8 protein-coding genes are annotated in these 14149 nt (G+C 40.0%); 1 reads left to right on the top strand and 7 read right to left on the bottom strand.

What is annotated here, in order from left to right; translation table 11 throughout:
- Positions 1-8: 8 nt before the first annotated feature.
- The gene (locus R3E32_01920) at positions 9-545 is read right to left on the bottom strand and encodes a DUF1232 domain-containing protein (GenBank protein ID MEZ4883465.1); all 537 of its coding nucleotides are present in this window, start codon (positions 543-545) and stop codon (positions 9-11) included.
- A 134-nt stretch (positions 546-679) separates the two neighbouring features.
- On the opposite strand from R3E32_01920, the gene R3E32_01915 reads away from it, so the two are divergent.
- Positions 680-898: a hypothetical protein gene (locus R3E32_01915; GenBank protein MEZ4883464.1), complete on the top strand. Its 219-nt coding sequence runs from the start codon at positions 680-682 to the stop codon at positions 896-898.
- A 3-nt stretch (positions 899-901) separates the two neighbouring features.
- Here R3E32_01915 and R3E32_01910 read toward each other — a convergent pair whose 3' ends face one another.
- The 6 genes from R3E32_01910 to R3E32_01885 all read right to left on the bottom strand — a co-directional run bounded on the left by R3E32_01910 (position 902) and on the right by R3E32_01885 (position 14035).
- Complete coding sequence (locus R3E32_01910) at positions 902-2188, bottom strand: cation:proton antiporter (GenBank protein MEZ4883463.1); 1287 nt, start codon at positions 2186-2188, stop codon at positions 902-904.
- A 15-nt stretch (positions 2189-2203) separates the two neighbouring features.
- Positions 2204-2929: a hypothetical protein gene (locus tag R3E32_01905; protein MEZ4883462.1), complete on the bottom strand. Its 726-nt coding sequence runs from the start codon at positions 2927-2929 to the stop codon at positions 2204-2206.
- Positions 2930-2948: 19 nt separating this feature from the next.
- Positions 2949-5348, bottom strand: a complete 2400-nt coding sequence (locus R3E32_01900; GenBank protein ID MEZ4883461.1) for a hypothetical protein — start codon at positions 5346-5348, stop codon at positions 2949-2951.
- 240 nt (positions 5349-5588) lie between these two features.
- Positions 5589-7052, bottom strand: a complete 1464-nt coding sequence (gene crtD / locus R3E32_01895; GenBank protein ID MEZ4883460.1) for a 1-hydroxycarotenoid 3,4-desaturase CrtD — start codon at positions 7050-7052, stop codon at positions 5589-5591.
- A 143-nt stretch (positions 7053-7195) separates the two neighbouring features.
- Positions 7196-12235 carry a T9SS type A sorting domain-containing protein gene (locus R3E32_01890; protein MEZ4883459.1) on the bottom strand — a complete coding sequence of 1680 codons (5040 nt, stop codon included), beginning with the start codon at positions 12233-12235 and terminating at the stop codon, positions 7196-7198.
- A gap of 255 nt (positions 12236-12490) precedes the next feature.
- Positions 12491-14035 (bottom strand): tetratricopeptide repeat protein, encoded by a 1545-nt coding sequence (locus R3E32_01885; protein ID MEZ4883458.1) that lies wholly within the window; start codon positions 14033-14035, stop codon positions 12491-12493.
- Positions 14036-14149 lie beyond the last annotated feature (114 nt).

Below are 14149 nucleotides of genomic sequence, written 5' to 3'. Positions count from 1 at the left end.
TTAACAAATTATACATCTTTTCCTTTCGGTCCTTGACTTTCGCCAGGAGGAGTTGGGTCGGAAGGGGCTTCACTTTCCCAATTAAACAAATCATCCAACTCATCTAATTCAATGAATAAGTTGTTTAGTTCTTCCCATTCCAAAAAAAGTGTTACCTCTTTTTGAATGATGTTAAGCAGCCAAAAAAGTAAACTAATATCGTCTAAAAAGCCTACTATTGGAAGCACATCTGGGATGAGGTCTAAAGGTAAGACAAAGTATAGAATGGTTGCAAGACTCAACGCTAAATTTTTCCGAGAAAAATCATGGTAGTCACCATTTATTGAGGCAACAACAAGACGATAAATATCTTTCATCGGTTTCAAAACTTCTTCTTGAAGGCGGCCGTCATTCTCCGCTTCCATCAATTTTTGGGCAGCCGACTCAATAGTAGCTACCAATTTAAGTGGATTGGACAAAAAACTACCCGCTTTTACCAATAACAAGCGAAACAATACGGTTTTGGAAATCTTCAAGCCATTTTTTATCAAGTCAGGTAAGGCCATGGCTAAACAATAATTTATGGGTTTACTTGCAAGTGTGAAAAATAATGTTCAATTTACTCAAAAAAAAGCACAATTGCCCTTTTGCAAATATCTTTTTAACGCAATAACGTTATTTTAATATTGATTGAAGTAATATGGAATACTTAGAAATAGAAATCGTCATTAAGAACACGGTCGCAACTGCAATCGACGAAAAAGGTTGGGCTAATTTAGCCAAAATAGGGATTCTCTTGCGTCAAAATGGAGTCAAATATGCCAATCTTTCTAAAATGCTCCAAAATTATGGACATATATTAGAATTCCGAAAGGATGCCAATTTTGAACCTCCCGTTATCTACGTCAAAATCAAATAATTATCAATGTTTATCCACTTTTCCTGCAATTGTTTCAATTGTAGGAGCTTTCCACCTTTCATAGCCCACAGGTGCATCTTGCGCTTTACGTACTGCTCGGCTCGTTCGTTGTTTGTCGTAAATCATCGCTATCGTCATGATTAAACTCGTTGCAATGATGATAAACAACAAAATACCTGCTTCAAAATTGGCTACTCTCGCATTTGGAGGAATAGCATAAAACAATAGAATGGTTATCAATCCACGAGGTGCTATGAACAATTGAGGAACAATATCTTTCCCTACAAATATCCGCAAAACCACAAAACGAATCACATAAATCGATACAATGATTAAGCCGCTAATCATCGCTACATTCAGGCTTGCCAAAGATGTAAGTGAAATGGTGATTCCGAAAATGACAAAGAAAAAAGTTCGCACTACAAAAGCAGTTTCCATTGTAATGATATGCAAACCTTCATAAATCTCCTTGGCTTTTTCCATATGCAGCCATTGCTTCATTCTCCCTCTAAAAAACAATGGCATATTGGCAATCAATAAGCCAAAAACGAGAATAATAATCAAACTGGAAAGATGCATTTTTTTACCCACCGAATACAACAACAACAACACTGCAATAAGCAAAAACAACTTGGTATGGGTCTTGATTTTTTGAAAAATTAAGACAATCAAATAACTGGCTATCAACGAAAGTACAACCGTCAAAAGGACATTGCCACCAAAACCAATGAAACCACTCGAGTGTTCGGCGGCATCCATTTGCCCACTCAAAAAATAAAAAACCATGATCCCCAAAATATCGGAAAAGGTGCTTTCATAAATATGGAATTCTTTTTTAACCTCGTTCAAGCCCGACACACTTGGAATGATGATGGCACTCGACAAAATAGATAGTGGAGTGGCATAAAGCCAAGCAGCTTGCATGGACATATCTGGAATAAAATGATGCAAAATCAAAGCCGCCACCCAAATGGATAAAAGTAATCCCACAAGCGCAATTACAAATGCCTTGGCAATGGGTATGGATTTCTCTCGCTTCAATTCTAACTCCAATGCAGCTTCTAATACAATCATTATCAAACCTACAATTCCCAATAGTTCGAGAACAGGAAAGAAATTAATTTCCTCTCCACCAATAGCATCCAATCCAAACTTCAATCCAATACCCAATATTATGAGCATCAGCACAGAGGGAATATTAGTCTTACGTGATAGTTCTCCAAAAAAGAAGGAAAGGATAATGATTACAGATGCCTCAATAATCAAATTATAAGAAGTTAAAATTTCCATATATACGATTCTTATTTATTTTTTAGATATTTTGCAAGTAAAGCCCCATTCTTCAATAAGTAACATCAAATCATGCACATGACTTTCTTCTTTGATAATCATCTGTGCATCAATTTGATTAGGAGTTTCATTTGAAGCCAATAGCGCAGGCTTGTGATTCCAATCAAGATATGGAGCAGTTGCTAACAAATCCATCAATTGAAGCACATAATCTATCTTTTCGGCAGGTTCTTTGGGACTTATTTTCAAATGGTACAAACCACCTATCTCTTCTCCTGACTCCAATAAATAACCTTTTGACAACAATTGTGAATAACTCACAAACAATAAGCCTTTGACTGTACTGAGCTTCAATCCCAATCGTCCTAAATATAATATAATTCCCTTCAAGTCATCAGTAACCAATTTTTTGCCCACACCAATCGCATTGTCAAACTGCACAATGCGTCCACTCATGTAGTTTTTGATGTGTGAAAACCCTGCTAATAGCAGCAAGCCAACCAACAATCCATGAAAAAGAGGATAAATGAGTATAAACACGCTTACAAGAATCAACACTACCAAGGGTTCATAAACCAGCAGCAGGTGGTAAATCCATTTTTTAGGATATTTCTGAAAACTGCCAAACACATCCAATCGCTCCAATATTTGGTGTATAAATTGCAGCAAAAAATAGAGTGCAAATAAAACAATGGCAATCGTCAAAAAACTCCCCAAACTAAATTGAGTATATGTATCCATCTGGTTTTTCTATCTTTTTTCACTTATGAAACTTCAAATGCCCTTTTTCCTCCAACAACCGCCCAATATCATTGGCAATCGCCTCATTGATTTCAAGCCACCCGTCCAAATGACGAATCAAAATTCCCAAACTAATCAACCTTTGAAGAATATTGTTATACTTTTCCTTAAAGGGCGTGCCAAACAATTTCCGCAATCGGTATTCATTCGTTCGTTTTTCTATCATAATGGCAGCCAATAATATAGTTGTATTTGGAGTAAGAAAATCGGGTAAATCATAAGGAGGATTAGCGTCATGAACCACCCTTTCGGCATCCAACTTTCGGGTAGAAAAAGACCAATGATTGAGCGCATCGCCCACATTGCCATCAGAACCCTTGTAAATATCGTTGGTCATTTTTTTGAATTGTTGAGGAGTCACCTCCCTATCTTCCTTATCTATCAGAACCTTATGAGTAGCTCCGTGACGAATCAAAATAGCTTGACGTATTTCCTCTACTCCCATCCGATCGAGGTTAATTTCCGCTTGAAAAATTTTATCAATCCCGTAAATCTTATCCAAATGCGCTTTGAGCCAGTTACTCATAGAAACCACGAAGAAAATTCGGCCAGAATAACCATCAATAAAATGGCTCAACTCCCGTACATTTTGACTTAATGAAATAGTAGGGCTAGCCCAAAGTTCGAGGTCATCTATCCAAACCAAAGGAAAATCATTGAGTGTATAGTTTTTGACAAACTCCAAAGCAGCACCCAAATCATAGCTACCATTCAATTTTCTACCCTTTACCTGAATCACTGAATTAGGCAGAAGTCGAATAGTATTCTCTGAAAAAAATTGATTCGCTACCAATTCACCAAAAAGTGATTTGCCCGAAAAACGCTGTCCACTCAAAATAATCGCTCCTCGAAAACCCAGTTTCCACTGTCCTATCAGCGACTTAACGTGTTGAAGTTCTGCTTGTCTTCCCACCCAAAAAGACTCACCTATATATCCTTTGGTCAAAAAAATACTTGAATACTGATTGTTAGCTGCCTCAGGTGTACGGCTTTGCACGTACCGCACAATTTTTTCGGATATACTCAATGATTTTTCGTCTTCCATTGAAGACTTCAATTGTCGAATAAGTCTTACTTGCTGCTTCAGCCAATCTTTTGTTTTTATCAACCATTCATTTTGATTGATTTTCAATTGATTGATAGTAGATTGCAGTGCAATTGGCAAAAAATCATCCTCGTCATAAACTGACGTAACCCTAAAAGTTTCCTTCAATCTCTCTTTTACCAGCATTTCCAATTCAAGTAACTCTTGCTCCCAAATAGCGGTTTTCTTCAAAAAAGCATTCAATGGCTGGCTAATTTCTTCTTTTTTAACCTCCAATATTTTACCATCCTTGCTTTCATTCGACAATAAAATGGCTCGATTGCGAATATTCAACAAAGACATTTTGATACCATTTGTCACACTTTCGGTCAACTCCCACACTTCGTACAACAAAGGCAATATCTCAGAGTCCAACCACTGCCTCACACTCTTCTGAAAATTAATTTCTTTAAATTGAAGTAAACCCTCATTTGTACCTACATAAACTTTCGTTTTTTCTACCAAAGACTCTAACTTTCCCTCCAGTCCAATCGCAAAAACTTTATTGTGGTTTAGTGTTCTAATGTTTCCTTCCACATCTTCCAAATAGACCACTACCTTACCAGCTCTTTCTGCAATGTGTTCTGATATATATTCAATCGTCTGTTGAGCACTTGTTTTTATATTCGCTATTTCTTTTTCGCAAAGAGCAATCGTTTGGTTTACAAAATCTCTAATCTCTGCAAAGTGCTCGGTTGTCACTTCAAGTTTTTCACCTTGATGCCACAAAACCTTAATTTGTTGGGGCAATTGTTGTAGCTGTTCACGATAAGTTTGCCAAGGATTTGCTTGAAGTTTCCACTGATCAATTTGTTTTCCACTCCCTCCTTTAGATAGGTGAATGTGCTTTATTTGCTCATCAAAGTAGGCTTTCAAAGCTTCAAAAGCATTCACAACTGTCTCTTTAGATTGTAGTTTCAATTGAAGCATATCTGATTCAGCTACTACTTTATCAGCAAACAGGATTTGTGCTTTTTGTTGTTCAAAAAAAACATCTCTCCACAATACCAAGAAACGCTTTGCACGATCTGCCCACAAAAAATGAATCACATAAAAAGGCAACAAGACTTCGGTTTCTTCAACGTTTTTTTCCAGCGTAATCTTCAATTGTTCCAAGCTAAAATCTCCGATTTCTATCATTTTTTTAGATAGTAATACAGAACCCTCTACAAGAGCTTCCGAATATTTAGGCCAATCCTCATGCGACCAAGTCCTTTCTATAGCTTGTTCAATCGGAATATCAAAAGCAGATAATTGAGTTTTTAGTTGTTGCATTGATAGAGTTTAGCAGATACTGTTTATTCAATAGCTAGGATTAAAGATATAATTTTTTCAATGCCAATTGAGAAAATCTTGATAAAATTCAAGAAAACCTCTTAAATTTTAATATTTAGACAAACTTTTGAGAATTGGTAACACCTTGACATACCATAATCCACCACTAATCAACCCAAAAAACTTTGATTAAATGAATGAACTTTCAGAATTTTGAAGCAGAATGATTGTTTATTTTGCTCATCTATCTCCAATTAGCCCATCCACAATCTTTGCCGACAACAAACAAAGCGGAATCCCTCCCCCAGGATGCACACTACCACCACAAAAATACAGTCCCTTTATACTGCTCGAAAAATTGGGGTGCCGCAAAAAAGCTGCAAACTTGTTGTTAGAATTACTACCATACAAAGCTCCTTGGTGCGAAGCCGTTTTCGCTTCAATGCTTCGAGGGTCTAACATGGCTTCCGTAACAATATGTTTGGAGATATTGACCTTCAACATTCTGCTCAATTTTTGCAGTACATTCTGGCGGGTCACTGCAATGAGTTGTTCCCAATCCTGTCCCTCATTTGCAGGAACATTCACCATCACAAACCAATTTTCACTGCCTTTTGGCGCATCGTTTGGCTGGTATTTAGAACTGATATTCAAGTAAATAGTAGGGTCTTGATAAACTGTTTTTTGCTGAAAAATATGGTCAAATTCCGCTTTATAGTCTTTGCCAAAGAAAATATTGTGCAAATCCAATTGAGGAAATTGCTGCTTAATGCCCCAATAAAAAATCAAGGCAGAACTTGATTTCGGTTGCTGCAATGTTTTTTCGGGAGCTTTTTGATTGGGCAACAATTTTCGGTAGGTGTAAAAAACATCCATATTGCTCACCACCTTGTCAAATTTCCACCGCTTCTCTCCTACCTTCAATCCCAACACTTTTTTGCCATCTACTTCAATGCTTTGCACTCGGCTATTGAAGTGAAAAACCACACCCAATTCTTTGGCTACCCGCAAGAGTGTTTGGGTAATCGCATACATTCCTCCTATCGGAAAATAGGCGCCAATATTGTGTTCTAAGTGAGGAATAATGTTAAGCGTTGCAGGAGCTTGATAAGGATCAGAACCATTGTAGGTAGCAAAACGGTTGAAAAGTTGAACAACTTTTGGGCTAGTAAATTGCAGTTCATTCGCCTCATTCATGGTTTTGGTCAAATCCAATTGAGATAATTTTGAAATGGCATTGAAGGTTTTGGGCATCAAATATGTTTGCATTTTATGAAGCGAACTTTCAAGAAAAATCTTTTTGGTCAAATCGTATTTTTGGCGGCTTCTCTCCAAATGCTCATAAACCTTTTGGGGATGCTCCCCCGTTTTTTTATAGACTTCAATACAAAAATCCTTGGGCTTCGACAATCCTTCAATAACCGTCCCGTCCTCATAAAAATATTTGCAGACCATCGGCAAACGGGTATAAGCAAAATAATCCGTAGTGTTTTTGTCTGCCAACTCCAACAATTCATCTACCAAAGTCGGCAAAGTAAACAAAGAAGGCCCCGCATCAAAGCGAAAACCATCCTGCTCGATTTGCGACAACTTGCCACCCGCATAGCCATTCGCTTCAAAAACAGTCACTTCAAAACCTCTACAAGCCAAACGAATAGCGGTTGCCAATCCTGCAATACCTGCTCCTATGATGCCGATTTTCATACAAACTCAATTATTCTTTGCTTCAAGATTACGAAAATTTTTTGATAAAAAAACTCCCTACCAAACCAAAAGTTCGATAGGGAGTTCTTTTCATTAAATGTTTAAGTTTTTATTCTAAAAACTCAAGTTCATTTTCAGGATGTCTATTTGGTCAAGAACAATTTGACAAATTGAACATCACCTTCAGCAGTAGTCAACCTTGCAATGTAAGTACCAGAAGGCATCTCGTTGCCAAACTGTATTTCATAACTTTGACCAGCTTCAACTTGACCATCGAACAAAGTAGCCACTTTCACACCCCTTATATCAAACACATCCACACTGACCTGTTCTTCTGTAATCAACTCAAAACTAATGACTGTTTGATTGGCAAAAGGATTTGGCGTTGCTGTCAATATAGTAGTTTCTCTAAAGTTGGTTTTTCTTCCCCTTCCTCGTGGACGAACTGGAACTTTCACCATTATCGTTGCTACATTGCCATCACAATCTGTAACAGTAAGGATATAATCTCCTGCTACTGTAATTCCCGTTGCATTTTTAGTAGAAGCGGTATAAGCTCCAGGTCCTGTCCAAGAATAGGTCAATGTTCCACAATTTGCATTTGCACTTGTCACAGTGACAATAATAGATCCAGTTGCTGCAGGATTAGCTGAAGAAAGACCAATCACGTTATTCACTGTAATAGAGATGCAGGCAACACAATCTGTTCCGCCACAATCAGCACCTGTTTCATCGCCGTTTTGAATACCATCCGTACAGGTAGGATCAGGACAAACTGCTGGGCAACTTCCACCACAGTCAACACCTGTTTCATCGCCATTTTGAAGTCCATCACTACAAGTAGGACAAGCTGTTGGGCAACTTCCACCACAGTCAACACCTGTTTCTGTACCGTTTTGGATACCATCTGTACATGTTGGGCAAATACTCACACAACTTCCTCCACAGTCAATGCCCGTTTCGTCTCCATTTTGAATACCATCGGTACACGTTGGACAAGCTGTTGGGCAACTTCCACCACAGTCAACACCTGTTTCATCACCGTTTTGAATGCCATCGGTACACGTTGGACAAGCCGTTGGGCAACTTCCACCACAGTCAACACCTGTTTCATCGCCGTTTTGAATGCCATCGGTACACGTTGGGCAAGCTGTTTGGCAGCTTCCACCACAATCAACACCTGTTTCATCGCCGTTTTGAATGCCATCGGTACACGTTGGGCAAGCTGTTGGACAGCTTCCACCGCAATCAACACCTGTTTCATCACCGTTTTGAATGCCATCGGTACACGTTGGACAAGCTGTTGGGCAACTTCCACCACAGTCAACACCTGTTTCATCGCCGTTTTGAATGCCATCGGTACACGTTGGGCAAGCTGTTGGGCAACTTCCACCGCAATCAACACCTGTTTCATCACCGTTTTGAATGCCGTCGGTACAAGTAGGACAAGCTGTTGGGCAACTTCCACCACAGTCAACACCTGTTTCATCACCGTTTTGAATGCCATCCGTACAGGTCGCACAAGCCGTTGGGCAACTTCCACCACAGTCAACACCTGTTTCATCGCCGTTTTGAATGCCATCGGTACACGTTGGACAAGCTGTTGGGCAACTTCCACCACAGTCAACACCTGTTTCATCGCCGTTTTGAATGCCATCGGTACAGGTTGGACAAGCTGTTGGGCAACTTCCACCACAATCCACACCTGTTTCATCGCCATTTTGAAGTCCATCACTGCAAGTAGGACAAGCCGTTGGACAACTTCCACCGCAATCAACACCTGTTTCGTCTCCATTCTGAACGCCATCACTGCAAGTAGGACAAGCCGTTGGGCAACTTCCACCGCAATCAACACCTGTTTCATCGCCATTTTGAACGCCATCACTGCAAGTAGGACAAGCTGTTGGGCAACTTCCACCGCAATCAATGCCTGTTTCATCGCCATTTTGAAGTCCATCACTGCAAGTAGGACAAGCCGTTGGGCAACTTCCGCCACAATCAACACCTGTTTCATCCCCATTCTGAATGCCATCACTACAAGTAGGACAAGCCGTTGGGCAACTTCCACCGCAATCAATGCCTGTTTCGTCTCCATTCTGAATGCCATCACTGCAAGTAGGACAAGCTGTTGGGCAACTTCCGCCACAATCTATACCCGTTTCATCGCCATTTTGAAGTCCATCACTGCAAGTTGGACAAGCCGTTGGGCAACTTCCGCCACAATCAACACCTGTTTCATCCCCATTTTGAAGTCCATCACTACAAGTAGGACAAGCTGTTGGACAACTTCCACCGCAATCAACACCTGTTTCATCGCCATTTTGAAGTCCATCACTACAAGTAGGACAAGCTGTTGGGCAACTTCCACCACAGTCAACACCTGTTTCATCACCGTTTTGAATGCCATCGGTACACGTTGGACAAGCTGTTGGGCAACTTCCACCGCAATCAACACCTGTTTCATCACCGTTTTGAATGCCATCGGTACAGGTCGGACAAGCTGTTGGGCAACTTCCACCGCAATCAACACCTGTTTCATCGCCGTTTTGAATGCCATCGGTACAGGTCGGGCAAGCTGTTGGGCAACTTCCACCGCAATCAACACCTGTTTCATCGCCGTTTTGAATGCCATCGGTACACGTTGGAGTAACCAATACCAGTTGGAACATTCCATTTCCGTGTGTTCCTGCTACCAAAGTATTGTCACTTGCTCGCAATCGTATATGGCTGGTTACAGCATAACCAATATCATTTGGCCCCACTCTTTCCCATACCGTAGTTGCTCCACTCAAGGTGCTGGTGCAATACAAACCTGTTGAAGTTCCTATTAAGTAATACGTTGAAGTTGCTCCTTTCACAATGCTACTTGAGCGAATAGAAGCCAATTGTACTGCTGTGGTCGAACCTTCCACATTTGTCCATGTTGGGCTTGCTGCATTGGCATTGGTCGTGTGATACACATTGATGATGCCGTAGTTGGAATAGGTGATCAACACTTCATTGTCATTTTCTGGATTCACAGAAATACTGCTCACTACTCCTGAACCTCCTGCGGGGGTGATATTGACGGGGGCAGTTGCAGCAGTAGAAAACGCTGGGTTGTTCAAGCGAAACACTTTGCCATCGCTCGTGCCGATAAATAATTTTCTATTGGTATCGGTAGCAGAATAAGTACTTCCTGCAAAAGCACCATTTCGTGAAGTTGACATGGATTGAATATCCCCCGTTGTTGCAGTGCCTACTCCTGTCAAGTTTTGCCAACCAGTCGCACTATTGTTGGTCACAGTTCCATCTTCAATTGTCGAGGCGATTCGTGTTCTGTATAGGTTTCCTTCAGACGCATAGTACAAATAATTGGTATTGTCTTGGTCTAAGTGAAAGTAGGTTACGAAAAGACTGGTTGAACCTGCTGGTTTGATGTCAAAGTAATCTTCCACTCCTGCGGTAAAGACACTGCGGGAAATATCTCCATTTTGTGAGCCGTACAATACGTTTTGGTTGTCGGTGTCTGTACCCGATATGCAGCCTACTGCAACTCCATCTCCTCCTCCAATTGATTTTGCAGTCATTCCTGTGCTGATGCTGGTTGTTCCATTGTCTTGTGCGCCACCAACGACCAAACTGTTTCCTGTGGTAGGGTTGATGTCCACATAGTAGTATTGGTAGGTGACATAACTGTTGTTGAGGCTCGTCCATTCTACAGGTGTCACGGTAATGTCTGCTTTGTGGATTCCTCCATCTGTGCCTGTATATACAATATCGTTGTTGCCTGGGGCAAAAACAATTTCATGTATATCTGAGTGATGTGTTACACCTCCTACATTGTATTGAGCAGCACCATTCGCATTCAAATAACCTCCAATGCGGGTTGTTCCTGCTGTTGAAGAAAAACCATTTGTGGAGCGGTAAATGTTTGTTCCGCCAATAAATACCAGATTCGCATTGGCTGGATTCACAACTATGGTCAAATCATATCCTCCTTGATGGGAAAAGGGGTCGTTGCCTATGTCGCAACCTGGTTCGTCGGGCAAGTTGGCGGATAAATTCGTCCATGTAGTGGTGGTTTGATTCCATTTGTAAAAATCTGCTTCGGGGGCAGGCGTTCCTGCGCAATCGCTGACGGTTTTGTTGTCATAGAGTACATACAAGATATTTTCGCTGCTCGGTGCAATGGCTATCACGATTCGACCATAGTTATCTACTGTGTTCCAACCTGCGGGTGTCGTTGCAGAGCCTGTTCCTGCAATTTTTGTCCAAGAACCGTTTGCTCCTGTGGTGGATGTCCAAACGCCATCGCTGTCGCTTGTGCCGTCAAAGGCGGCATATAAGCGTCCTGTGGAGGTGACGGCTATATCGGAATACACATCAAAGTTAAAGATTCCCAACACTTGTTCCCAAGTCGTGCCACCATCGGTAGAACGTTGGATCACATCGGTTGCGGCGGCATATACAGTGCCATTGGTCGGATCTACTACGATTCTGTGGACAAAATCAAAGGGGTTATCGCCTCCTTCTAATGTTCCTGTTTGGGTGGCGGTTAAGGCTGTCCAAGTGACTCCATTATCGGTTGATTTCCAGATTCCAAATCCTTTGTAGCCTGCATCTCCTAAAGAAGTGGAAGCCTCCAATTCTCCTGTGCCGTAGTACCAGGTGTCTTCTTGTCCTGCACGGGTATCTTGTGCAAGAGAGGTGACATTGTGGATTTGATCGTTGGGGGAAACTTTTACCCAAGTCGTTCCGCCATCGGTGCTTCGGAATACACCTGAACTCACTCCTCCTGCCAACATGATGTTGGCGTTTCGCACGTCAAAACGGATAGAACGGGTGCGTCCACCCAAATTGCCAGGGCCTCTTGGGGTAATGGTAAAATCAGATGCCCCTTTTTCCAAGCTTCCTGAACCTCTAAAAATAGGGACTTTCATGGCGGCCTTCAATTCCAATTCTTTGACCCCTTCTGGAATTTTTCCAGTTTTGGGATTTTTTTGAAGGTCGTACTCATATTGAAGTCGCTCGCCTACTGTCCGAGCCTTTTCTTCTTTTGTCTTTTCTTCTTCTGAGGGCTTTTCTCTGATCTCTTTTTTGTCAGTGATTCCCTTGTCTTTGATTAGAAAATTTTGGGCGATAATTAGCACAGAAAAACAGAGTAGGGCTGTTAGGAATAGTTTTGTTAATAAGTTGTTCATACGCTTAAGTAAATCCTTTTAAGGTTTATATTAAAAAAAGCTAACAAACAAAGTAAGCGTATTAATTTGTGATTTAGGCAAATTAAAGGGAGTACAGATAGATGGACATGCCAATTTTCAGACAACTTGAAGGCAGACAGATAGGGGGACAAAAGTACTTTTCATATCCAAATTATTGAAAGTCATTTTTTTGAATACTATTCGTTCCTTTGAATATTCATAAAGATGAAAACATCTTAAAAATAACCCATTTTATCAAAACGAATGAATGAAGTCTTCTAAGGAAGCTCCCTCATTAATTTCCAATCTCTTTCGAAGCCTATATCGTGTTTTTTTCACTCCTCCAATAGAAATTCCCAATATTTCAGCAATTTCCTTACTATTTAAATGGAGCTTTATGAAAAGAAACAAGCGTTCTTCTGCCTCACTAAGTGTAGGATGAATCGAACGCAAACGAAGCAAATAACCTGGGTGAGCTTTCTCAAAATTTGTTTTGAACAGCTCCCAATCCGAACTTGTTAGAATTTGTTGGTTGTAGAATTGACTATCAAAATTTTCTTCTTTTGCAGGAGATTTTTCTTCCTCTTTTTGTAGCAACGATATTTTCTCCTTTTCCAAAATCTCTAATTGAGCATTTTTTTTCCTCAACAGATAGGTGATTTCTCTTAGACTTTCATGACTTTGCGCCAAACTTAGTTTGGTAAATTTGATTTGTGAACGCCACCTCCAAACAATAAATCCAATCAACCCCAACAAAAGCAGTAGAAATCCTATACTTCGCTCCAAAGACTGTTCTGTTTCTATTAGTTCCAATTTGTATTTTTGCAAAGTTGTTTCCTTTTGTTCGTTTTTGTATTTTGCTTCCAAATTGTTAATTTCTCCTCTTACCTCCATTCCCATAAGACTATCATGTAGGTAGTGATGTTCTTTAAAAAAATACAAGGCTTTCTTTATATCTCCTTTTTGTTCATACGCATCTGCGAGACCTCCATAATTGATTATCAAAAGATCATCCCACCCATTTTTTGAATTTATTTTGACACACTCCTGCCACAATTCCAATGCCTTATCCAAACTATCCAAATCAAAATAAGCCGATGCTATATTGCTTAGATAGTTTGATTGTCTATATGTTGATTTTGTGGCAGGAGTAGTAAGCAAAGCCTCTTTATAATATTTTAATGCATCTAGAGGTTTACCTTCATTCCCCAATAAAATACCATAATTACTCAAAGTAACTCCCAAAGACCTTTCCCCACAATACTTTTTTATCAATGGAATCGCTTTTTCATAGTATTCATGGGCTTTTTCATGGTTGTCCAAATAATTGTACATTGCTCCCATCTGTTCCATACTCATCGCTACATTTTGACTATCTGCTGCCATTTCAGCTTGAAACAAGGATTGTTCAAAAAAACAAAGTGCTATTTCATAATCTTCTAAATCTGTGTAGAGGGAAGCCTTATATAAATTAACCCTTCCCTGCCAAAGAATATTTTTTGCTGCAATTGCAAACTTCTCTGCCTTCAATAAATACTCCATTGCTTTAGAGTAATCTTGAACATCAACATAATCATCTGACAAATACATATAGCCATAGAATTGATGCAAACTATTTTTATTTTTTATGGCACTATCTAAAAAGTTTTGATGTAGTGTCAATTCTTCTTCAAAAGTATAGGTTGAGTCTGGTGAAACAGGATTTGTCGCATGGTATTTTTCCATAAAGCCAGGTTCCCCACAAATTGCAGGTATCCAAAGTAAAAAGAGGATTATGGAAAAGATAAGTGGGTTTTTCATGCTCAAATATTAATAGGGTAAATGGCAAAAATACATTTTTTACAGTAGAGTGCCACCTTGTTTATTCCCTATCCAACCTCACAGTCGAATTTTGTACCTTAACGAAACAATAAA

The organism is Chitinophagales bacterium (assembly GCA_041392475.1).
In the GTDB taxonomy this organism is placed as follows: Bacteria; Bacteroidota; Bacteroidia; order Chitinophagales; family UBA2359; genus JAUHXA01.
The sequence above is the reverse complement of the archived record's forward strand: the minus strand, read 5'-3'. Positions and strand labels throughout refer to the sequence as shown.

Bases quoted from the DNA above. Each gene is read 5' to 3' on its own strand.
- R3E32_01885 (MEZ4883458.1), bottom strand. From the start codon at position 14,035: ATGAAAAACCCACTTATCTTTTCCATAATCCTCTTTTTACTTTGGATA.
- R3E32_01900 (MEZ4883461.1), bottom strand. From the start codon at position 5,348: ATGCAACAACTAAAAACTCAATTATCTGCTTTTGATATTCCGATTGAA.
- crtD (MEZ4883460.1), bottom strand. From the start codon at position 7,052: ATGAAAATCGGCATCATAGGAGCAGGTATTGCAGGATTGGCAACCGCT.
- R3E32_01915 (MEZ4883464.1), top strand. From the start codon at position 680: ATGGAATACTTAGAAATAGAAATCGTCATTAAGAACACGGTCGCAACT.
- R3E32_01910 (MEZ4883463.1), bottom strand. From the start codon at position 2,188: ATGGAAATTTTAACTTCTTATAATTTGATTATTGAGGCATCTGTAATC.
- R3E32_01905 (MEZ4883462.1), bottom strand. From the start codon at position 2,929: ATGGATACATATACTCAATTTAGTTTGGGGAGTTTTTTGACGATTGCC.
- R3E32_01920 (MEZ4883465.1), bottom strand. From the start codon at position 545: ATGGCCTTACCTGACTTGATAAAAAATGGCTTGAAGATTTCCAAAACC.
- R3E32_01890 (MEZ4883459.1), bottom strand. From the start codon at position 12,235: ATGAACAACTTATTAACAAAACTATTCCTAACAGCCCTACTCTGTTTT.